Annotated in this window: 18 protein-coding genes; 9 read left to right on the forward strand and 9 right to left on the reverse strand. The window is 64.6% G+C overall.

Annotated elements, in window-relative coordinates; genetic code table 11:
- Positions 1-1,458, forward strand: a complete 1,458-nt coding sequence (locus FJ988_RS02955; RefSeq protein ID WP_407067699.1) for a UdgX family uracil-DNA binding protein — start codon at positions 1-3, stop codon at positions 1,456-1,458.
- Positions 1,459-1,687: 229 nt separating this feature from the next.
- On the opposite strand, the gene FJ988_RS02965 is transcribed toward FJ988_RS02955, so the two are convergent.
- The 4 genes from FJ988_RS02965 to FJ988_RS02980 form a co-directional block, all read right to left on the reverse strand.
- On the reverse strand, positions 1,688-2,947 hold the full coding sequence (locus FJ988_RS02965; protein WP_140815230.1) for a glycerate kinase: 1,260 nt from the start codon (positions 2,945-2,947) through the stop codon (positions 1,688-1,690).
- A complete protein-coding gene (locus FJ988_RS02970; RefSeq protein WP_140815231.1) occupies positions 2,944-3,447 on the reverse strand; it encodes a heme-degrading domain-containing protein in 504 nt (167 codons plus the stop codon). The genes FJ988_RS02965 and FJ988_RS02970 overlap by 4 nt, the downstream gene beginning before the upstream one ends.
- A gap of 74 nt (positions 3,448-3,521) precedes the next feature.
- On the reverse strand, positions 3,522-4,835 hold the full coding sequence (gene guaD, locus FJ988_RS02975; RefSeq protein WP_140815232.1) for a guanine deaminase: 1,314 nt from the start codon (positions 4,833-4,835) through the stop codon (positions 3,522-3,524).
- Positions 4,836-4,837: 2 nt separating this feature from the next.
- The gene (locus FJ988_RS02980; RefSeq protein ID WP_140815233.1) at positions 4,838-6,064 is read right to left on the reverse strand and encodes a urate hydroxylase PuuD; all 1,227 of its coding nucleotides are present in this window, start codon (positions 6,062-6,064) and stop codon (positions 4,838-4,840) included.
- Between the two features lie 142 nt (positions 6,065-6,206).
- On the opposite strand from FJ988_RS02980, the gene FJ988_RS02985 reads away from it, so the two are divergent.
- The 3 genes from FJ988_RS02985 to FJ988_RS02995 all read left to right on the forward strand — a co-directional run bounded on the left by FJ988_RS02985 (position 6,207) and on the right by FJ988_RS02995 (position 9,707).
- Entirely contained in the window at positions 6,207-7,127 is a 921-nt protein-coding gene (locus FJ988_RS02985; RefSeq protein WP_140815234.1) for a LysR family transcriptional regulator, read from the forward strand.
- A 385-nt stretch (positions 7,128-7,512) separates the two neighbouring features.
- Positions 7,513-8,460 (forward strand): LLM class flavin-dependent oxidoreductase, encoded by a 948-nt coding sequence (locus FJ988_RS02990; RefSeq protein ID WP_140815235.1) that lies wholly within the window; start codon positions 7,513-7,515, stop codon positions 8,458-8,460.
- The gene (locus tag FJ988_RS02995; RefSeq protein ID WP_140815236.1) at positions 8,457-9,707 is read left to right on the forward strand and encodes an LLM class flavin-dependent oxidoreductase; all 1,251 of its coding nucleotides are present in this window, start codon (positions 8,457-8,459) and stop codon (positions 9,705-9,707) included. Before FJ988_RS02990 ends, FJ988_RS02995 begins: the two co-directional genes overlap by 4 nt.
- A gap of 4 nt (positions 9,708-9,711) precedes the next feature.
- Here the strand turns inward: FJ988_RS02995 and FJ988_RS03000 are convergent, their stop codons facing one another.
- On the reverse strand, positions 9,712-10,542 hold the full coding sequence (locus FJ988_RS03000; protein ID WP_140815237.1) for a PhzF family phenazine biosynthesis protein: 831 nt from the start codon (positions 10,540-10,542) through the stop codon (positions 9,712-9,714).
- Positions 10,543-10,754: 212 nt separating this feature from the next.
- Here FJ988_RS03000 and dps point away from each other — a divergent pair, with 212 nt between their 5' ends.
- Positions 10,755-11,243, forward strand: a complete 489-nt coding sequence (dps, locus tag FJ988_RS03005) for a DNA starvation/stationary phase protection protein Dps (protein ID WP_140815238.1) — start codon at positions 10,755-10,757, stop codon at positions 11,241-11,243.
- A 16-nt stretch (positions 11,244-11,259) separates the two neighbouring features.
- On the opposite strand, the gene xdhC is transcribed toward dps, so the two are convergent.
- From xdhC to uraH, 4 genes are all read right to left on the reverse strand, one after another.
- The gene (gene xdhC / locus FJ988_RS03010; RefSeq protein ID WP_140815239.1) at positions 11,260-12,159 is read right to left on the reverse strand and encodes a xanthine dehydrogenase accessory protein XdhC; all 900 of its coding nucleotides are present in this window, start codon (positions 12,157-12,159) and stop codon (positions 11,260-11,262) included.
- A 62-nt stretch (positions 12,160-12,221) separates the two neighbouring features.
- Positions 12,222-14,585, reverse strand: a complete 2,364-nt coding sequence (gene xdhB / locus FJ988_RS03015; RefSeq protein WP_140815240.1) for a xanthine dehydrogenase molybdopterin binding subunit — start codon at positions 14,583-14,585, stop codon at positions 12,222-12,224.
- Positions 14,585-16,066: a xanthine dehydrogenase small subunit gene (gene xdhA, locus FJ988_RS03020; RefSeq protein WP_140815241.1), complete on the reverse strand. Its 1,482-nt coding sequence runs from the start codon at positions 16,064-16,066 to the stop codon at positions 14,585-14,587. Before xdhA ends, xdhB begins: the two co-directional genes overlap by 1 nt.
- Positions 16,067-16,069: 3 nt before the next feature.
- Positions 16,070-16,444: a hydroxyisourate hydrolase gene (gene uraH, locus FJ988_RS03025; RefSeq protein ID WP_140815242.1), complete on the reverse strand. Its 375-nt coding sequence runs from the start codon at positions 16,442-16,444 to the stop codon at positions 16,070-16,072.
- Between the two features lie 178 nt (positions 16,445-16,622).
- Between uraH and puuE the strand changes: the two genes are divergently transcribed.
- Genes puuE through FJ988_RS03045 form a run of 4 tightly spaced genes read left to right on the forward strand, consistent with a single transcriptional unit; the run spans position 16,623 to position 20,053 of the window.
- On the forward strand, positions 16,623-18,047 hold the full coding sequence (puuE, locus tag FJ988_RS03030) for an allantoinase PuuE (protein ID WP_140815243.1): 1,425 nt from the start codon (positions 16,623-16,625) through the stop codon (positions 18,045-18,047).
- Between the two features lie 47 nt (positions 18,048-18,094).
- The gene (locus tag FJ988_RS03035; RefSeq protein ID WP_140815244.1) at positions 18,095-18,955 is read left to right on the forward strand and encodes a bifunctional allantoicase/(S)-ureidoglycine aminohydrolase; all 861 of its coding nucleotides are present in this window, start codon (positions 18,095-18,097) and stop codon (positions 18,953-18,955) included.
- Positions 18,952-19,443: an ureidoglycolate lyase gene (locus tag FJ988_RS03040; protein ID WP_140815245.1), complete on the forward strand. Its 492-nt coding sequence runs from the start codon at positions 18,952-18,954 to the stop codon at positions 19,441-19,443. Before FJ988_RS03035 ends, FJ988_RS03040 begins: the two co-directional genes overlap by 4 nt.
- A 16-nt stretch (positions 19,444-19,459) precedes the next feature.
- Complete coding sequence (locus tag FJ988_RS03045) at positions 19,460-20,053, forward strand: nucleoside deaminase (RefSeq protein WP_140815246.1); 594 nt, start codon at positions 19,460-19,462, stop codon at positions 20,051-20,053.
- The last annotated feature ends 4 nt before the right edge of the window (positions 20,054-20,057 follow it).

The raw sequence follows: 20,057 nt of genomic DNA on the forward strand, positions 1-20,057 counted from the left end.
ATGGCCCAACTCGACCTCGCCATCCATCTCGTCCGGCTCGACAGCGAAACCGACTTTGCCGGCTGGCGGGATGCCGCGCGCCGGCTGGCGACCAACGATATCCCGCCGGAGGATGTCGCGTGGCAGGTCGGGTTCGAGGATGATGTTCGCAACAGTGATTTGCCGGCTGCGAAGCCTGATGCCCGGCTGGTCGTGCCGCGCGACTTCATCGAGCGGGCGGAGACGGCCATCTGCCATTGCGATCTCGAACGCTTCGGCTTTCTCTACCGGCTGCTGTGGCGGCTGCGTACCGAGCCGAAGCTGCTGTCGATCGCGACCGATCCCGATATCCGCCGGCTGGAGGCGATGGAAAAGGCGGTGCGCCGCGACATCCACAAGATGCGCGCCTTCGTGCGGTTCCGGAGGATCGGCGAAGGCGCTGACGAGCGCTATGTCGCCTGGTTCGAGCCGGAGCATTTCATCGTCGAGCGCAATGCGGATTTCTTCGTGCGCCGCTTCACCGGCATGCGCTGGACGATCCTGGCACCACATGCTTCCGCCGACTGGGATGGCGAGCGGCTGGCTATCGGTCCGGGTGCGGCCAAGCGCGATGCGCCAGCCGAGGACGACGCCGAGGCGCTGTGGCAGACCTATTTCGAGAACATCTTCAATCCCGCGCGGCTCAAGGTGAAGGCCATGCAGAAGGAGATGCCGAAAAAGTATTGGCGGAACCTTCCCGAGGCGTCGCTCATTCCAGACCTGATAGCAGGAGCAGACAAAGCCGCGTCAGCCATGATCGCCCGCATGCCCACCACCCCAGCGCCGCACCACGCCAAGGTCCAGGCCAAGCATTGGCCGACGCCGCAGACAGCCGACGCGGACGAAACCGCCGATACGATACCGGAGCTGCGCGAAGTCGCCAAAGGCTGCCATCGCTGCCCGCTCTGGCGCGATGCAACGCAAACGGTGTTCGGCGAAGGCCCGGAGAACGCCGATGTCGTCTTCGTCGGCGAGCAGCCGGGCGATCAGGAGGATCTGGCCGGCAAGCCTTTCGTCGGGCCGGCGGGCAAGGTTTTCGACGCCATCCTCGGCGACGCCGCGATCGACCGCCGCAAGGTCTATGTCACCAATGCGGTAAAACACTTCAAATTCGAGCCGCGCGGCAAACGCCGCATCCACTCGAAACCAAATGCCGGCGAAATCCAGGCCTGCCGCTGGTGGCTGGACAAGGAGCTTGAGCTGATCAAGCCCAACCTCGTGGTGGCGTTGGGCGCGACCGCGGCGCAGTCGCTGCTCGGCAGGGCGGTGCCGATAACCAGGATGCGCGGCGATATGGTCGAACGCGAGGACGGCTTGCGGGTGTTCCTGACCATCCACCCGTCCTTCATCCTGCGCATCCGCGAGCAGGCGGACAAAGAGGCGGAGCGGGAGCGGTTCTTGCAGGATATGCGCAAGGTGAGAGAGTTGATGGGAGCTTGATAGGTAACCTTGGGCGCCTCTCTTTCGAACACGAGCAACACAGATAAATACCTGCCCGTCTGCGCTGCCCCTCATTGCCCTGCCGGGCATTTCTCCCCGTATAGTGACGGGGAGAAAGGGCTGTCACCGGCGCCGCGCCTCTTCCTTCTCCCCGTTCACGGGGAGAAGGTGCCCGAAGGGCGGATGAGGGGCGGCGCCAGCGTTTGTCCAGATGACACTGCGCCGTCGTCTAACGAACGAGAATAGCCCTCAGATCGTTGACATTCGTGCCCGTAGGTCCCGGCACGAACAGATCTCCGACAGCATTGAAGGCCGTCCAGGCGTTGTTGCCGGCCAGCACCGCCTTGGCGTCGACGCCAGCCGCCCGCATACGCGCCACGGTCGAACCGTCGGCAAAGGCGCCGGCGTTGTTTTCGGAGCCGTCTATGCCGTCCGTGTCGGCGGCCAGCGCGTGAATGCCGCTCACTCCATCGATGCCGAGCGCGAAGGCGAGCAGGAATTCGGAATTGCGGCCGCCCTTGCCCTTGGCGCGCAGCGTTACAGTCGTTTCGCCCCCGGAAAGAATCAGCACCGGCTTGGCGAAGGGCCGGTTGCGCGTCGCCACTTCGCGCGCGATCGCGGCGTGGACGCCGCCGACCTCGCGCGCCTCGCCTTCGATCGCATCCGACAGGATGACGGCCTCGATGCCTTGCCGCCTGGCTTCGGCTGCGGCGGCCTCCAGCGAGACGCCGGCCGAGGCGGTCAGATGCACTTCATTGCCGGCAAAGCGCGGATCGCCCGGGCTCGGCGCGTCGGCGGCCGGCGAATTGATATGCGCCATGACCGAGGCCGGCAGCTTCATGCCATAGGCGGCGATCGAGGCCAGCGCATCCGCGCGGCTGCCGGTGTCGGGAACGGTCGGGCCGGAGGCGACCAGCGCCGGATTGTCGCCCGGGATGTCGGAGACGACCAGCGACACCACGCGCGCCGGGTGCGCGGCGGCGGCGAGGCGGCCGCCCTTGATGGTCGAGACATGCTTGCGGATGGTGTTCATCGCCGCGATCGGCGCCCCGGAAGCGAGCAGCCCCTCGTTGACGGCGATCTCGTCGGCCAAGGTCAGCCCAGGCGCAGGCGAAGGCAGCAGTGCCGAGCCGCCGCCGGAAATCAGCGCGACGACCAGATCGTCCGCCGTAAGCCCGCGCACCTTTTCCAGCAGACGCCGCGAGGCTTCGAGGCCGGCCGCATCCGGTACCGGATGCGCAGCCTCGATGATCTCGATGCGCTCGCATTTCGCGCCATAGCCGTAGCGGGTGACGACCAGCCCATCGATCGGACCGTCCCAGGCTTTCTCGAAGGCCGCCGCCATCTGCGCCGAGCCTTTGCCGGCGCCTATGACGATGGTGCGGCCCTTCGGCTTTGCCGGCAAATGATTGCGGATCGTCTTTTCCGGATCGGCGGCGGCGACGGCGGCGTTGAAGATCGACGTCAGAAAGGTTTTCGGGTCGGTCATTTTTCTTCCGGCGGCAACGTGAGGCCGTTGGCATCGATGTTCAGATGCGCGCAGAGCGCATCGACGACGACGCCATGATCCTCGCGCTCGGGCAGGCCCGAGACGGCGATGACGCCGATCACGCCGGCGCCCTTGACGGTGACGGGAAAGCCGCCGCCGGCCAGCACATAGTCGGCGATGTCCAGGCCCTCGCCGATTTTGAAGGTGCGGTCCGGCCGCTGCTGCTCCAGCACAAGGCGGTAGGTGCTTCTGAGATACCGCTTGACGACATTGATCTTGCGCCGTGCCCAGTCCGGATTGGAGGCATTCGAGCCCGGCATCGCCGCGTAGAAAAGCGGCCGGTCCCACAGCCTGATGTCGACGATGACAGGCAGGTTTTCCTTCAGCGCACGGCTTCTAATCGCGGAGCCGATCTCGAAGGCGACGGCCTCGTCGAAGGCCGAAAAGACCAGCGTCGCTTCCTGTTTCTTGATCAGAGCGATGTCGTCGGCAACTGCCATCTCGTTCCCCTGTCAGCGTCGAGGCACGCTTTGGCCGATGGCTGACGCCGGGTCAAGCGAAGAGCGCTTTTAATCTATGCGACAATCGCGCTCTTCGCCGGCCGGCCCGCCACATAGACCTCGCGCACGGCGCGGTCGTCGCCCAGCGTCTGCAGCAGGAAAAGCTCCTCCGCCAGCGTCTCGACCGTTTCCATTCGCAGCCGCATCGCCGGCGTGGCATTGGCATCGAGCACGACGATGTCGGCGTCGGTGCCTTCGTCCAGCGTGCCGACCTTGTCGGAGACAGACAGCGCCTCGGCATTGCCGCGCGTCAATTGCCAGAAGGACTGGAACGGGTTGAGCTTCTCGCCGTTCAGCGCGATCACCTTGTAGCCCTCGTCCATGGTGCGCAGCATCGAATAGTTGGTGCCGCCGCCGACATCGGTGGCGGCGGCGATCCTGAGCGGTGCTTCGCGGCGGCGGAAGCGCTGGTAGTCGAACAGGCCGGAGCCAAGGAAAAGGTTGGAGGTCGGGCAGAACACCGCTACCGAACCCGACTGCGACAGCGCATCGGCCTCGCGCTCCGACAAATGGATGCAGTGGCCGAACAGGCTCTTTTTGCCGAGCAGGCCGTAATGCTCATAGACATCGGTGTAGTCGCGCGACCAGGGATAGAGCTCCTGGGTGAAAGCGATCTCGGCGTGGTTTTCCGAGAGATGCGTCTGCATGTGGAGATCGGGATGCTCGCGGCAGAGCGCGCCAGCCATCTCCATCTGCTTAGGCGTCGACGTGATGGCGAAGCGCGGCGTGATGGCATAGAGCTGGCGGCCCTTGCCATGCCATTCGGCAATCAGCGCCTTGGTATCGTCATAACCGGTCTGCGGCGTGTCGAGCACGGCGTCCGGCGCATTGCGGTCCATCATCACCTTGCCGGCGATGTTCAACATGTTGCGGTCATGCGACTCGGCGAAGAAGGCTTCGGCCGACGATTTGTGCACCGAGCAATAGGCGGCGACCGTCGTCGTGCCCTGGCGCAGGATCTCGTCCAGGAACAGCCGTGCAATGCGGCGGCCATGCTGGGCGTCGCGGAATTTAGACTCTTCCGGGAAGGTGTATGTGTTCAGCCAGTCGAGCAGCTCGGCGCCATAGGAAGCGATGATCTGCATCTGCGGCACGTGCACATGCGCGTCGATGAAGCCGGGCAGCAGCAGATGCGGGCGGTGGTTGATGGTCTCGACGCCGGCGCCGGACTTCTTCGCCACCTCGCCATAGGGTCCGGCGGCAATGATCTTGCCGTTGTCGACCAGCAGGCCGCCATCCTCCTCGTAACGCCAGGCGGAATGGTCGTCTATCGCTTCGGGCCAGCGCAGGAAGGACAGCGTTCGGCCGCGCAGAATTTTCGATGTCATGCTTACTTTCCGGCGCCTTCGAACCAGGCCACCAGGAGGGCCCGTTCCTGGTCGGTGATCTGGGTGACGTTGGCCGGCGGCATGGCATGCGCCCGGCCGGCCTGGATGTAAATCTCGCGCGCATGCTCGGCGATGCGCTCGTCGGTGTCGAGCAGCACGCCCTTCGGTGCATGGTAGATGCCCTCATAGACCGGCTCTTCCGTATGGCACATCGAGCAGCGGCCGAGCACGGTGTCGCGCACGGCCGGGAAATGCGCCGAGGCGATATAGACCTGGGCGGCGGCCGAGGCGGCGGAAGCCTTCGGCTCGCCGGTCAGCACCTTCGGCACGGTCGACAGCCAGATGATGATCATGAACAGCACCGCCGCACCCAACCAGGTCCAGTGCGGGTTGCCCTTGCGGGCATGCAGGCTGTTGAAATAGTGCCGGATCAGCACGCCGATGATGAAGACCAGCGAAGCGATGACCCAGTTGAACTCGGTGCCGAAGGCCAGCGGGTAGTGGTTCGACAGCATCAGGAACAGGACCGGCAAGGTCAGGTAGTTGTTGTGCAGCGAGCGCTGCTTGGCGATCTTGCCGTATTTCGGGTCCGGCTTGCGGCCGGCGATCAGGTCGGCGACGACGATCTTCTGGTTGGGGATGATGACCATGAAGACATTGGCCGACATGATCGTGGCGGTGATGGCGCCGAGATGCAGGAAGGCGGCACGGCCGGTGAAGAGATGAGTCAGCCCCCAGGCGATGAAGACCAGCACGCCGTAGAGCACCAGCATCAGGCCGGTATCGCTTTTGCCCAACGGCGAGCGGCAGAGCAGGTCATAGACGATCCAGCCGACCCCGATGGTGGCCAGCGACAGCAGGATGCCGACCGGTACCGAAACATTGAGGACGTTGGGGTCGATCAGGAACAAGTTGGCGCCGCCGTAATAGACCAGGCAGAGCATGGCGAAGCCCGACATCCAGGTGGCGTAAGACTCCCATTTGAACCAGGTGAGGTGCTCCGGCATCTCGGCCGGCGCCACCAAATATTTCTGGATGTGGTAGAAGCCGCCGCCATGCACCTGCCATTCCTCGCCGAAGGCGCCGGCGGGCAGGCCGGGACGCTGGCGCAGGCCGAGGTCGAGCGCGACGAAATAGAAGGACGATCCGATCCAGGCGATGCCGGTGATGACATGCAGCCAGCGGACGGCGAAGCTCAGCCAGTCCCAGAAAATCGCGAAATCCATCATTGGTGATCGTCCCTGCCGATTGGCCGACTTTACGGTCTAGCGCGCAAACGAAAAGAGGCGAGGTGCGCGATGACTTTCAAAAAAAAATAAAAAATACTAGGGTTGCCCTACGCAGCCGCATGAGAGCCACGGAAGCCGCCGCATGGCCTATCTCGACAACATCGCCGTCTTCGTCCGTGTCGTCGAGCTCGGCAATCTGTCGGCCGCCGGGCGCGACATGCGCATTTCGCCGGCGGTCGCCTCCAACCGCATCAAGGAGCTGGAGAAGCATCTGGGCGTGCGGCTGTTCAACCGCACGACCAGGCAGCTGATGCCGACCGAGCACGGCACGGTGTTCTATACCGGCGCCAAGCAGGTGCTGGATGCCATCACCGAGGCGGAAGCCGCTGTTGCCGCGCTCTCCGGCCAGCCGCGCGGCACGATCAAAGTGACGGCGCCACTTGGCCTGGGACGACGGCTCGTGGCCTCCGGTATCCCAGATTTCCACGACAAATACCCCGATATCGAGGTGCGGCTTCGGCTTTCCGACCACAATGTCGATATCATGAAGGAAGGCATCGACGTCGCCTTCCGGTTGGGCATCATCGAGGATTCCAGCCTCAGGATGCGCGGCATCATGGAATGCGAGCGCGTGCTGGTGGCGGCGCCGAAGTATCTGGAGGCGCGCGGCGAGCCGGCCGAGCCGCAGGAACTGATCGGCCGGAAGCATGATTGCCTGATGCTGCGCTATGCCGGGGCGCGCGAATTCGTCTGGACCCTGCAGACGCCGACCGGCGTTCAGAAATACGAGGTGCACGGCCCCTACGACACCGACGACGGCGACGTGCTGACCGGCTGGGCGCTTTCCGGCCGCGGCATCATCAACAAGCCGCGCTTCGAGGTCGAGCCGTTCATCCGCGATCGCCGGCTGAAAGTGATCCTGCCGCAGGCGCCGCCGACGCCGGTGCAATTCGCCGCCGTCTATCCGCACAAGAAGCTGCAGGACCCGAAGGTGCGGCTGCTGCTCGACTTCATGGCCGAGCGCTGCCAGCGGCTGATCAAGGATATCCTGGCGGGGAAGTAGGGCTGGTGGCGTTGTGTCGCGATTGGCCGAAGCCTCCGCGACGTCGTCATCCACGGGCGGAGCGACGCGAAGCGGGAGCGCAGACCCGAGGATCCATTCCGTGACCTTTACCGAAGGGTGCAGCGGAGCAGAATTCTGTACCGTCGCAACGCTTTGACGTCACGGAATGGATTCCAGGGTCTGCGCCGCGTCGCTTCGCTCCTTGCTCCGCCCTGGAATGACGACGCGACAGGTGTTCGGCTAACCACCAAGGCGGTAGGTGCGCGATGACTGGCCGGCAAGTGACAGTCTGGTGGCCCATTCGATGACGTTGCCTTGCTTAAAGGCGGGCCTAGGTTGGTGGCCAGACGGCTGCCCGATTTCACGGCGGCCGAAGGGCCGCACTATGCATCTCGCCATTTCGCTAGACATCGCCGCCGCCAACGGACAGGCCGTGCTGGACTTCAGCCGGATCAGTGCTTTCGTCCGCGATGTGGAAGCGGCGGGCGTGGACATGGTCGTCATTTCCGACTCGGCCGATAAGCCGTCGAGCAGCCCGTTCGAAGCGACGACGCTGCTTGCCGCCCTGGCCATCGTGACCGACAGGATCGGGCTCGTCGCCGGCGCTTCGACACTGGCGCATCAGCCCTACAATCTGGCGCGCCGTTTCGCGTCGCTCGACATCATCAGCCGCGGCCGCATCGGCTGGAACGCGACCTTGGCACAGAACCCGCGCGAGGCGCCGAATTTCAGCCGGCCCGAAGGTTTCTCGGATGAGGACTTTCGACGTCGCGCCAGAGAGTTCATCACCATCGTCCGGGGATTGTGGGTCGGCTGGGAACCCGATGCGCTGCTCTTCGACAAGGCGGGCGGCCGCTTCCATGATCCGGAAAAGATGCAGCTTCTGAACCATGCCAGCGAATTCTTTTCGGTGCGCGGGCCGCTCAATGTCGCGCGTTCGCCGCAGGATAGGCCGGTTCTGGTGATGTCCGGGCTAGCGGAGGCCGACCATGCGTTTGCAAGCCGCGCCGCCGACGTCATTCTGATCGGCGAGCAATCACCGGAAACCGCAAAAACGGTTTGCGAGGAACTGAGACGCCTTGCGCGTGGCGCCGATCGCCAGGCGCCGAAACTGCTATTGACCGTCGGCGCGGGATCCGAACTCGGTGCGGACCAAATCGCAGCCTTGCACGCCTCAAGCGAGTGTGACGGGATCAACGTCGCCTTGCCGGCTGACCTTAGCGCGCTCGATGATTTTGCCGGTCGGGTTCTGCCGAAGCTAAGAGGACGCGGCGTGGCCGTTGCTGGCCATGCCACCTTGCGCCGTCATCTCGGATTGGGAGGCGCGCAATGAGCAAGCGCCAGATGAAGCTCGGGCTGTTCCTGTGGGCGACGGGCCACCACATCGCCGCCTGGCGGCATCCGAAGGCGCATGTGACAGCTGGCATCGACATCGACCACTACATCCAGCTCGCCCGCACGGCGGAAGCGGCGAAGTTCGACATGATCTTCTGCGAGGACGCCGCCGGCCTGCGCGAAGCAAATGTCAACATTGCCAGCCAGACCTCGCGCTCGATCGGCTTCGAGCCGATCAGCCTCTTGTCCGCCCTTGCCGCACAGACCGAGCGTATTGGCCTCGTGTCGACCGCTTCGACCGGCTACAACGAGCCCTACGGGCTGGCGCGGACTTTTGCCTCGCTCGACAATCTGAGCGGCGGCCGGGCCGGCTGGAACCTGGTCACGTCGGCCAGCCCGATCGAGGCAGCGAATTTCGGCGCGACCGGTTTGCGGCCGCACGCCGACCGCTATGCAAGGGCGCGCGAATTCGCCAGCGTCATCACCGGCCTGTGGAACCGTCGCGCCGCAGGCCATGACGGCGAGAGCTTTTCGGTGCGCGATCCGCTCGACATTCCGCCCTCGCCGCAAGGCGCGCCGGTGATGGTGCAGGCCGGCGCATCCGACGACGGCAAGGACCTTGCCGCGCGCACTGCCGACGTCGTGTTTTCGGCCGCGCAGACTTTCGAGGACGCCAAGGCTTTTTATGACGACTTGAAGGGAAGGCTGGCCGCTTATGGCCGGCAGCCCGACGATTTGAAGATCATGCCGGGCGTGGCGCCGGTGGTGGCGGCGACCGAGGCCGAGGCGCGCGCCAAGCATGATCAATTGCAAGAGCTGATCCCCGACGATGTCGGCGTGGCGCTGCTGTCCAGCTATCTCAGCATTTCCGATCTTGGCCGCTACCCGATCGACGGACCCTTGCCCGAACTACCGGAAAGCGAAGGCATGAAGAGCCGGCAGGCGCTGGTGATCGAGCAGGCGCGCCGCGACGGGCTGTCGATCCGCCAGCTCGCGCGTTACTTTGCCGGAGCGCGCGGCCATTGGCGGATCGTCGGCACGGCTGCCCAGATCGCCGACGAGTTGCAGGCGCGCTTCGAAGGCGGCGCCGCCGACGGTTTTAACGTGATGCCATCTTGGTTCCCGGGCGAGCTCGATGCCTTTGCCACGCTGGTCGTGCCGGAGCTGCAGCGGCGCGGCCTGTTCCGCACCGACTATGAAGGCCGCACTTTGCGCGAGCATCTCGGCCTCAAACGGCCGGTTTGACGGCTCAATTCATCAGTCGCGCCGTGCCGGAAACCCGGATCGAGCTGCCAGACTCGGGTCGAATGACGGCGTGGAGCCGCGAGCGCATGCCCATGTCCTCGCCCTGGACGATGTCGATCGCGCCGCCATGCGGCCAGCCAAGGTCGCGCAGATAGCCGGCAAAGGCCGCGGTCGCGGCGCCCGTCGCCGGATCCTCATAGACACCGCCGGAAGCGAAGGGATTGCGCGTGTGGAAGAGCTGAGGCGCCTCGGCATAGGCGAGCAGTATGGTGACCAGGCCTTCACGGCGCATGAAGGACTGGCCTTGCTTGAGGTCATAGGCCATCGCGGCCAGCGCCTCGCGCGACTTGAGCGCCAGTACCAGATGATCGGCACCGCCATGGATGAGCGCCGGCGGTATCGCCGGATCGAGACCGCCCGGCTGATAGCCGAACAGCGTCAGCGCCTCGCCGATCAGTTCCGGCGGTGCCAGCCGGCTGCGTGTCGGCGGCGATTGCAGCGCGGCGGCGAAATTGACACCGTCACGAAACCCTTCGACCGTGATGTCGGCCTGGTTGAGCGTCAGCTTGAAAACGCCATCGCCGAACTGCCTGACCAATGCGGCGCCGAGCGCGATGGTGGCATGGCCACAAAACGGCACTTCCGATTCAGGCGAGAAATAGCGCACGCGCCAGTTCTCGCCCTCAGGTGCGGCGAAGGCTGTTTCGGAAAAACCGACCTCGGCCGCGATGCGCTGCATGACTGCCACATCCGGCAAAGCCTCGCCGATCATCACGCCGGCGGGATTGCCGCCAATGCTTCCGTCCGAAAATGCAGCGATGCGCAATACGTCCATATGTCCGCCTCGTGTTTATCGGCGCGCAGAAAACACGTTTCGGGCCGGTTTGGGAAATGATGAAAACGATGAGGAGCTGTGAGCGACGGTCATAGCCCTGTTCGCCCAATGCGGAACAAACCCACTTGATTGCCGTTCTGGCATCGGCGGCCGCGCAAGGCCGCCCTCCGATCAGCTTTCACCAAGCGACGCACCCACGACAGGAGCCGACCATGGACGCCATCGTCACCAAGAACGACCTCAAATCCGATGCCAAGAAGGAATCGATCGACCTGCTCAATGCCAGGCTGGCCGACGCCATCGACCTGGCGCTGATCACCAAGCAGGCGCACTGGAACGTCAAGGGGCCGCAGTTCATCGCCATCCACGAGATGCTGGACGAATTTCGCGAGGAGATCGATGGCCATGTCGACATCATCGCCGAGCGCGCCGTCCAGCTTGGCGGAACCGCGCACGGCACCTCGCAGGAAGTGTCGAAATCAACCAAGCTGAAGGCCTATCCGACCGACATCCACAAGACCAAGGACCATCTGGCCGCGCTGATCGACCGCTATGCGGCGGCGGCCAAGCTGACACGCGCGGCGATCGACGAAGCCGCCGATGCGGGTGATGCCGACACGGCCGACATCTTCACCGCCTATTCGCGCTCGCTCGACAAGCTGCTGTGGTTCCTCGAAGCGCACACGCAGGAAAAGGAATAGCCGGTGGCGACGTCGATCAGACGGCCATCGCCTTTTCGGGAGCGGCCGACGCCGCTTCCGTCGCATGCGAGACCAGCGCCGTCATGATCTCGGCGGCGGCAAGTGCCGCTATCACCGGCGGGCGCTTGTCTTTCACTGTGTTGCCGCCGATCGGCGAGATGAGGCGGTTGAACTCGGCCTCGCTGCCTTCGGCGGATTTCAGGAACCAGTTCCTGAACGTCGCCTTCTTGGTCTTTGAGCCGATCATGCCGACATAGGCGGTGTCGCCACGCTTCAACGCTTCGGCGACGATCAGGAAATCCAAGGCGTGGTCGTGGGTGAGAATGGCGAAGGCCGATCCGGCCGGCGCCTCACGCACCACGGCCTCAGGCATCGGCGTCAGCCTTGTCTCGACCGTGTCCGGCATGCCTTCCAGCGCGTCGGCGCGGGTCTCGACGACGATGACATGGACCGGCAGCAGCGCCAAAGACGCCGCCAGCGCCTGGCCGACATGGCCGCCGCCGAACATATAGACATGCGGCAAATGCGCCTCCTCGGCTTCAGCCTCGGCAACCAGTCTTTCCTCGATCGTCCTGTCGACCAGGCGGATCAAGACCTCGACGCGGCCGCCGCAGCACTGGCCGATCTCCGGCCCAAGCGGGACGTCGAGCGTCGCGCAGACTTCATCGACCTCGATGCGCGCTTCATTGGCGCCGGGTCGCGGCCGCGCTCCTCGACCCAGCATCTGCCGCGCCTTGTCGATCGCCATATATTCGAGCTGGCCGCCCCCGATGGTGCCGAAGATCGACGATGCCGAGACAAGCATGAAGGCGCCGGCCTCGCGCGGCGTCGAGCCCTTCGTCGCCGCGACTTCGACCAGCGCGATCCGGCCGGCATGGCCAAGAAACGCCTTCAGACCTTGCACTTTCGAGTTCATCGTCTGCATTTCCACCGGAGAAACATAACGTTTCGTGGCCCGAATTGCACGTTTTGGCCTCTTCAGGCCTGTTCTGCGGCTTCCCGCTTCAACCTCTCGATCGCCATCAGCACCCGTTCCGGCGTCGCCGGCGCGTCGAGGCGCGGACAAATCTTGTGGTCGGCGACGCTCGCCACGGCGTCGGACAGCGCGTGCAGCACCGACATGCCATGCGGCAGCGGCGGCTCGCCGACCGCCTTGGAGCGATGGATGGTCGGCTCATAAGCCGACGACCAGTCGGTCAGCTTGACGTTGAAGATCTTCGGCCGATCGGAAGCGAGCGGGATCTTGTAGGTCGACGGCGCATGCGTGCGCAGCCGGCCGCTATTGTCCCACCACAATTCTTCCGTTGTCAGCCAGCCCATGCCCTGGATGAAGCCGCCCTCGATCTGGCCGAGGTCGATCGCCCGGTTCAGCGAGCGGCCGGCATCGTGCAGGATATCGGTGCGCTCGACGACATATTCGCCGGTGAGCGTATCCACCGAGACCTCGGCGCAGGCCGCGCCATAGGCGTAATAGTAGAAGGCGTGGCCGCGGCCCTTGCTGCGGTCCCAATGGATTTTCGGCGTCTTGTAGAAGCCCGCCGCCGAGAGCTGGACGCGGGCGATATAGGCTTGCTTGACCAGATCGTTGAAGGCGACTTCCTGGTTGCCGACGCGCACCCGGTTCGGCAGGAACACGACCTGGTCGAGCGGAACCTGGTATTTTTCCGCTGCGAAATCGGTCAGCCGCTTGCGTATCTGGCGCGCGGCATCCTGCGCCGCCATGCCGTTGAGGTCGGCGCCGGAGGACGCTGCCGTGGGCGAAGTGTTCGGCACCTTGGCGGTGGTGGTCGCCGTGATCTTGACCCGGCTAAGGTCGATCTGGAACTCCTCGGCGATGACCTGCGCCACCTTGAGGTGCAGGCCCTGGCCCATCTCGGTGCCGCCATGGTTCATGTGCACCGAACCGTCGGCATAGACATGCACCAGCGCGCCGGCCTGGTTGGCCTCGGTCTTGGTGAAGGAGATGCCGAACTTCACCGGCGTCATCGCCAGGCCGCGCTTGATGAAGCGGCTATTGGCGTTGAAGGCCCTGATCTGTTGCCGGCGCCGGGCATAATTTGCGCTTTCCTCGAGCTCCGCTACGATGCGCTGAATGATGCAGTCCTCGACGCGCTGGTGATAGGGCGTGACGCTGCGCTCGCCGATCGCCTCCATCGGGTCGTAAAAGTTCAGCTTGCGGATTTCGAGCGAGTCCTTGCCGACGGCGAAAGCCACCTCGTCGATGACGCGCTCGGCACCGACCATGCCTTGCGGGCCGCCGAAGCCGCGGAACGCGGTGTTGGACACGGTGTTGGTATAGAGCGGCGCCGATTTGGCATGCACCGCCGGGTAGAAATAGGCGTTGTCGCAATGGAACAGCGCACGGTCGCCGACCGGACCGGACAGATCGGCGGAAAAGCCGCAGCGCAGCGCATAGGTGAAGTCGACGCCGAGGATGTTGCCCTCGTCGTCGAAGCCGACTTCGTAATCGATGGCGAAGTCGTGCCGCTTGCCGGTGGCGGTCATGTCCTCGTCGCGGTCGAGCCTGATCTTGACCGCGCGCTTCAGCTTCTTGGCGGCGATCGCGGCGATTGCGGCGCACTGGTTGGCCTGGGTTTCCTTGCCGCCGAAGCCGCCGCCCATGCGGCGCACTTCGACCGTCACGGCATGGCTCGGCACGCCGAGCGCATGCGCGACCAGATGCTGCGTTTCGCTTGGCCCCTGCGTCGAGCAATAGACGATGACCTCGTCATCCTCGCCGGGGATGGCGAGCGAAACCTGGCCTTCGAGATAAAAATGGTCCTGGCCGCCGAGCCACATGCGGTTCTTGATGCGGCGGGGCGCGGCCGCGATCGCCGCCGCCGCATCGCCGCGCTTGAGGATCAGCGGCGTGGTGACCTGCTTGTCCTTGACCGGGTCGAGATCCCAGATGTCGATGACGGCCGGCAGCTCGTCATATTCGATCTTAGCCAGACGCGCAGCGCGGCGCGCTTCCTCGCGCGTCTCGGCAATCACGGCGAAGATCGGCTGTCCGTAAAACTGCACCTTGCCTTCGGCAAGCACCGGATCGTCATGCATGTTGCTCGGCGAAACATCGTTCTCGCCGGGGACGTCGGCATAGGTCAGCACATCGGCGACGCCGGGCGCCGCGCGCACCGCCGACAGGTCGACGCTTTTGAGCGTACCATGCGCCACCTTCGACAGGCCGAGCCCGACATGCAGCGTGCCGGCGGGCTCCGGCATGTCGTCGATATAGACGGCGGTGCCGCTGACATGCTTGTGCGCGGAATCATGGCGCTGGTCGGTGGCGACGCCACCGACGATCTTTTCAGCCTTGAGATTATTGGTGGCGTGCTTGTTCATCAGGCCGCCTCGTCGCGCGAGACCTGGAACGGCGCCTTCGTTCCGGTCGTTTCGATGTAGAAACGCAGCAAAAGGTTCTTGGCCGCCAGCGCCCGATATTCGGCGGTCGCCCGCATGTCGGTCAGCGGCGTAAAGTCCTTGGCGTATTCGGCCATCGCGGCCTCCACCGTCGCTTCCGTCCAGGGCTTGCCGATGAGCGCCTTTTCGACCGCGCCGGCGCGCTTCGGCGTCGCCGCCATGCCGCCATAGGCGATGCGGATGTCGGCAACCGTGCCGTCCTTGGCCAGGGTCAGATGGAAGGCGCCGAGCGTCGCAGTGATGTCCTCGTCGCGGCGCTTGGTGACCTTGTAGACGGCGAACTTCGTTTGCTTTGCCGGCACCGGCACATGGACGGCCTCGACGAATTCGCCCGGATGACGGTCCTGCTTGCCATAGGCGATGAAAAAGGTTTCGAGCGGGATGGTGCGGCGCGAATCGCCCTTGCGCAGGGAGAGCTCAGCGCCGAGCGCGATCAGCGGCGGCGGCGTATCGCCGATCGGCGAGCCGTTGGCGACGTTGCCGCCGATGGTGCCCATGTTGCGCACCTGCTCGCCGCCGATGCGGTCGACCAGCGGCCCCAAAGCCGGGATGCGCTTCGACAGCGTCTCGAAGGCTTCGGTGTAGGTGACGCCGGCGCCGATGGTGATGACGCCGTCCTTTTCCGACATCGAGCGCATGTCCTCGATGCCGCCGATGAAGATCGCCGGCGAGATGTCGCGCATATGCTTGGTGACCCACAGGCCGACATCGGTCGAGCCGGCAACGACCGTCGCCTTCGGCTCGTTCTCGAAGATAGCGGCGAAATCGTCGGCGTTGGCCGGCACGATCAGCCGTGCCTTGCCGGAGCCGATCTCGACCCTGGCGCCGTCGCGCAATGCCTTCAGCCGCGCGGTGATGTCCTTGCGTTCCAGCGCCAGCGGATCCTTGGCCGCCTTGCCGTAGCTCGAAATGGCATGCGCGGCGCGCATGATCGCCTCATAGCCGGTGCAGCGGCAGAGATTGCCCTGCAGAGCCTTTTCGATCGCGGCGTTGGACGGATCGGGCGTCTTCATCCAGAGCCCGTAGAGCGACATGATGAAGCCGGGCGTGCAGAAGCCGCATTGCGAGCCGTGGAAATCGACCATGGCCTGCTGCACCGGATGCAGCTTTTCGCCGTCGCCGCGCAGATGCTCCACCGTCACGATATGGGTGCCGTCGAGCGAGCCCATGAAGCGGATGCAGGCATTGACGCTTTCATAGACCAGGCCGTCGGCCGTCAGCTTACCGACCAGCACCGTGCAGGCGCCGCAATCGCCCTCGGCGCAGCCTTCCTTGGTGCCGCGCAGCGTGCGGCTGAGCCTGAGCCAGTCGAGCAAGGTGGCGTCGGGCGCGACATCGCTCAGCGCGACGTCGGCGCCGTTGAGGATGAAGCGTATATCGTTGCGGATCTTGATCCCGGCCATGGCTCAGCTCCCCCGATAGGTCGAGTAGCCGTAGGGCGAAATCAAGAGCGGGACATGATAGTGCCGCGCTTCGGCCATGCCGAAGCGGATCGGCACGATGTCGAGGAAAGCGGGCTTGGGCAGGCTGGCGCCCTGGCCACGCAGATAATCGCCGGCGGCGAAGACCAGCTCATATTCGCCGGTGCGGAAATCGGCGCCCGCGAGCAGGGGCGCATCGCAGCGGCCGTCATCGTTGGTGGCGACGGTTTTCAGATGGGTGCGGCTCTGGCCCTCGATGCGGAAGAGCTCGATCGACAGGCCCTTCGCCGGCCGGCCGCTTGCGGTGTCCAGCACATGGGTCGTCAGGCGCCCGCCATCGGCTTTCGACGTTTCTGCCACTGGCCGCCCTCCCATCTCGGTACAGATCGACATTTTCTGCTCAATTGTGCGCCAATTAAAGGCGATGCATAAGCCCTGGTCGAGCGGAGTGCGGCAAAAAGCACTTTCAAAAATTTTGAGGGGAATGCAGGCGCACTCCTTTCGATATCTTCATCTCAACCATTGGGCAGGAGTGGCAATGCGTTACGAACGAGACATGCGCGGTTACGGGGCAAATCCGCCGGACCCGAAATGGCCGGGCGGCGCGCATGTCGCGGTGCAGTTCGTCGTCAATTACGAGGAAGGCGGCGAGAATTGCGTGCTGCATGGCGACAAGGCTTCCGAGGCCTTCCTGTCCGAGATCGTGGGCGCCGCGCCCTGGGTCGGCCAGCGCCACTGGAACATGGAATCGATCTATGAGTATGGCGCCCGTGCCGGCTTCTGGCGGCTCTACCGGCTGTTCACGGAAGCCGAGGTGCCGGTGACCTGCTACGGCGTCGCCACCGCGCTGGCGCGCTCGCCGGACCAGGTCGCCGCCATGCAGGAAGCCGGTTGGGAGATGGCCTCGCACGGGTTGCGCTGGATCGACTATCGCGACCATGCGGCGGAAGACGAAAAGCGCGACCTCGATGAGGCGATCAAGCTGCATTACGAGGTGACCGGCGCGCGGCCAACCGGTTGGTACACCGGCCGCACCTCGGTCAACACTGTCCGTCTGGTCGCCGAGGAAGGCGGCTTCGACTATGTCTCCGACACCTATGACGACGAACTGCCCTACTGGTTCGACCGCGACGGGCTGGAGAAGCCGCAGCTCATCATCCCCTACACGCTCGACGCCAACGACATGCGCTTTGCCACGCCGCAGGGCTTCAATTCGGGCGACCAGTTCTTCACCTATCTGAAGGACAGCTTCGATACGCTCTATGCCGAGGGCCGGGACGGCCGGCCGCGCATGATGAACATCGGCCTGCATTGCCGTCTGGTCGGCCGTCCCGGCCGCGTCGCGGCGCTGAAGCGCTTCGTCGATTACGTGAAGTCGCATGACAAGGTGTGGCTGACGCGGCGCGTCGACATCGCAAAACACTGGCGCGAGACGCATCCGTACCAGGCGGCGACGCTGCGGCCGTCGCGGATGGAGTTCGAGACCTTCGTGCATGCCTTCGGCGGCGTCTTCGAGCACTCGCCTTGGATCGCCGAGCGCGCCTACGAGCTGGAGCTCGGCCCCGCGCACGACAGCGCCGGCGGCCTGCACAACGCGCTCTGCCGCATCTTCCGATCGGCAAGCGAAGCCGAGCGTCTTTCTGTCCTCAACGCTCACCCCGATCTTGCCGGCAAGCTGGCCAAGGCCAAGCGGCTGACGCCGGAATCGGCCAAGGAGCAGGCCTCCGCCGGGCTCGATGCGCTGACCGACGAGGAGCGCGAGCTGTTCTCGAAACTCAACGCCGCCTATGTCACCACTTTCGGCTTTCCCTTCATCATCGCGGTCAAGGGCAAGACCAAGGACGAGATCCTGGCGGAGTTCGAGGCGCGCATCGGCAACAGCCGCGGCGTCGAATTCGAAACCGCCTGCAGGCAGGTCGAACGCATCGCGCTGCTTCGGCTGAAGGACATGCTGCCGCTCTGAATGTTGTTTTCAATTTTTCCTGAAATTGCTCTGAGGATCAGGACCCGATGGATATGATCAAGACGCCCGAGCGAACCTATTATGCGCCGCAAGGCGGCCATCCCGGCCAGAACGAGCTGTTGACCGGCCGCGCCGTCTTCACCGAGGCCTATGCCATCATCCCGAAAGGCGTGATGCAGGACATCGTCACCAGCCCGTTGCCGTTCTGGGACAAGACCAGGGCCTGGATCATCGCCAGGCCGCTGTCCGGCTTCGCCGAGACGTTTTCGCAATATATCGTCGAGGTCCTGCCCGGCGGCGGTAGCGACCGGCCGGAACTCGATGCTGGCGCCGAGGGCGTGCTGTTCGTGGTCGAGGGCGAGCTGACGGTTTCGCTGGCCGGCAAGAAGCACGTGCTTGCTCCGGGCGGCTTTGCCTTCCTGCCGCCGGCCAGCGGCTGGACGGCGCGCAACGAAAGCAAGGCTGCCGCCCGCTTCCATTGGGTGCGCAAGGCCTATGAGCCGGTCGACGGGCTCGACGCGCCCGAAGCTTTCTTCTCGAGCGACCAGGAGGTGGCGCCGAGCCCGATGCCCGGCACCGAGGGGCGCTGGGCGACGACCCGCTTTGTCGACCCGGCCGACATGCGCCACGACATGCACGTCACCATCGTCACGCTGGAGCCGGGCGCGGTGATCCCGTTCGCCGAGACCCATGTCATGGAACACGGGCTCTATGTACTGGAAGGCAAGGCAGTCTACCGGCTCAACCAGGACTGGGTCGAGGTCGAGGCCGGCGACTTCATGTGGCTGCGCGCGTTCTGTCCGCAGGCCTGCTATGCCGGCGGCCCGGGCAAATTCCGCTACCTGCTCTACAAGGACGTCAACCGGCACGCCAGGCTTGGTGGCTATCTCGGGGGCCGTTCGCGGTGAGCCGCATCGTCGCCCAGCCATTGACCCGCAAGGGTTTCGCGCCGTTCGGCGACGTCATCGACAAGGGCGGCGACAACCGCTACCCGATCAATGCTGGCCGGGCGATGCGCTACCACGACCTCGCCACGGCGGAGGCGACCGGGCCGAACGCGCGCGTGCTGATCTCGATGGTGCGCGGCACGCCCTATGAGATGCCGCTGAAGCTCACCATGGTCGAGCGCCACCCGTTCGGCAGCCAGGCTTTCGTCCCGCTGTCGCCGCGCCCGTTCCTGGTGGTCGTGTGCGATGACACGAAGGACGGCCCCGGGGTGCCGCACGCCTTCGTCGCCGGCCCCGGACAAGGCATCAACTACCGCCGCAACCTCTGGCACGGCGTGCTGACGCCGATCGGCGAGGAACAGGATTTTCTAATCGTCGACCGCGGCGGCGACGGCTCCAACCTCGAAGAGTTCTACTTCTCGCACCCCTACGAGATCCATCTTCCCTGAAGGGTTCTTTTCTCCAATGACCGATGTTTCCCTGATCGACCGCCTGCTCGATGTGATTGAGCACGACATAGTGCCGAAGACGGCGCAAGGTGTCGCCCATGGCAACAAGCTGTTCGGCGCGGCGATCCTGCGCAAAGACGACCGCTCGCTGGTGCTCGCCGAGACCAACAACGAGATGGAAAACCCGCTCTGGCATGGCGAGGTCCACTGCCTCAAGCGCTTCTACGAGATGCCGAAGGCAGAGCGTGTCGACACCAAGGATGCGCTGTTCGTCGCCACGCACGAGCCCTGCTCGCTCTGCCTTTCGGCTATCACCTGGACGGGCTTCGACAACTTCTACTATCTGTTCAGCCACGAGGATTCGCGCGACAGCTTTGCCATCCCGCACGACCTGAAGATCCTGAAGGAGGTCTTCACCCTCGACCCCGGCGGCTACAATGCCGAGAACGCCTATTGGAAGAGTTTTTCCATACGCCGGCTGGTGCGGGCGTTGCCGGAGGCGGAGCGTAAGCGGCTGGAGGGGCGCATCGGCAAGATTTCCTCACGTTACGACGAATTGTCTGGCGTTTATCAGGGCAGTAAGGCTGAAAACGACATTCCGCTGAATTAGCCCT

Origin of the sequence: Mesorhizobium sp. CU3 (assembly GCF_006442965.1) — a bacterium.
In the GTDB taxonomy this organism is placed as follows: domain Bacteria; phylum Pseudomonadota; class Alphaproteobacteria; order Rhizobiales; family Rhizobiaceae; genus Mesorhizobium.

What these genes read in the sequence shown, in the direction of transcription:
- dps (WP_140815238.1), top strand. Translation starts at nt 10,755, where the DNA reads ATGGACGCCATCGTCACCAAGAACGACCTCAAATCCGATGCCAAGAAG.
- FJ988_RS03035 (WP_140815244.1), top strand. Translation starts at nt 18,095, where the DNA reads ATGGATATGATCAAGACGCCCGAGCGAACCTATTATGCGCCGCAAGGC.
- FJ988_RS02980 (WP_140815233.1), bottom strand. Translation starts at nt 6,064, where the DNA reads ATGATGGATTTCGCGATTTTCTGGGACTGGCTGAGCTTCGCCGTCCGC.
- FJ988_RS03000 (WP_140815237.1), bottom strand. Translation starts at nt 10,542, where the DNA reads ATGGACGTATTGCGCATCGCTGCATTTTCGGACGGAAGCATTGGCGGC.
- FJ988_RS03045 (WP_140815246.1), top strand. Translation starts at nt 19,460, where the DNA reads ATGACCGATGTTTCCCTGATCGACCGCCTGCTCGATGTGATTGAGCAC.
- guaD (WP_140815232.1), bottom strand. Translation starts at nt 4,835, where the DNA reads ATGACATCGAAAATTCTGCGCGGCCGAACGCTGTCCTTCCTGCGCTGG.
- FJ988_RS02995 (WP_140815236.1), top strand. Translation starts at nt 8,457, where the DNA reads ATGAGCAAGCGCCAGATGAAGCTCGGGCTGTTCCTGTGGGCGACGGGC.
- FJ988_RS02990 (WP_140815235.1), top strand. Translation starts at nt 7,513, where the DNA reads ATGCATCTCGCCATTTCGCTAGACATCGCCGCCGCCAACGGACAGGCC.
- FJ988_RS02955 (WP_407067699.1), top strand. Translation starts at nt 1, where the DNA reads ATGGCCCAACTCGACCTCGCCATCCATCTCGTCCGGCTCGACAGCGAA.
- FJ988_RS02985 (WP_140815234.1), top strand. Translation starts at nt 6,207, where the DNA reads ATGGCCTATCTCGACAACATCGCCGTCTTCGTCCGTGTCGTCGAGCTC.
- FJ988_RS02965 (WP_140815230.1), bottom strand. Translation starts at nt 2,947, where the DNA reads ATGACCGACCCGAAAACCTTTCTGACGTCGATCTTCAACGCCGCCGTC.
- xdhC (WP_140815239.1), bottom strand. Translation starts at nt 12,159, where the DNA reads ATGAACTCGAAAGTGCAAGGTCTGAAGGCGTTTCTTGGCCATGCCGGC.
- xdhB (WP_140815240.1), bottom strand. Translation starts at nt 14,585, where the DNA reads ATGAACAAGCACGCCACCAATAATCTCAAGGCTGAAAAGATCGTCGGT.
- FJ988_RS02970 (WP_140815231.1), bottom strand. Translation starts at nt 3,447, where the DNA reads ATGGCAGTTGCCGACGACATCGCTCTGATCAAGAAACAGGAAGCGACG.
- xdhA (WP_140815241.1), bottom strand. Translation starts at nt 16,066, where the DNA reads ATGGCCGGGATCAAGATCCGCAACGATATACGCTTCATCCTCAACGGC.
- puuE (WP_140815243.1), top strand. Translation starts at nt 16,623, where the DNA reads ATGCGTTACGAACGAGACATGCGCGGTTACGGGGCAAATCCGCCGGAC.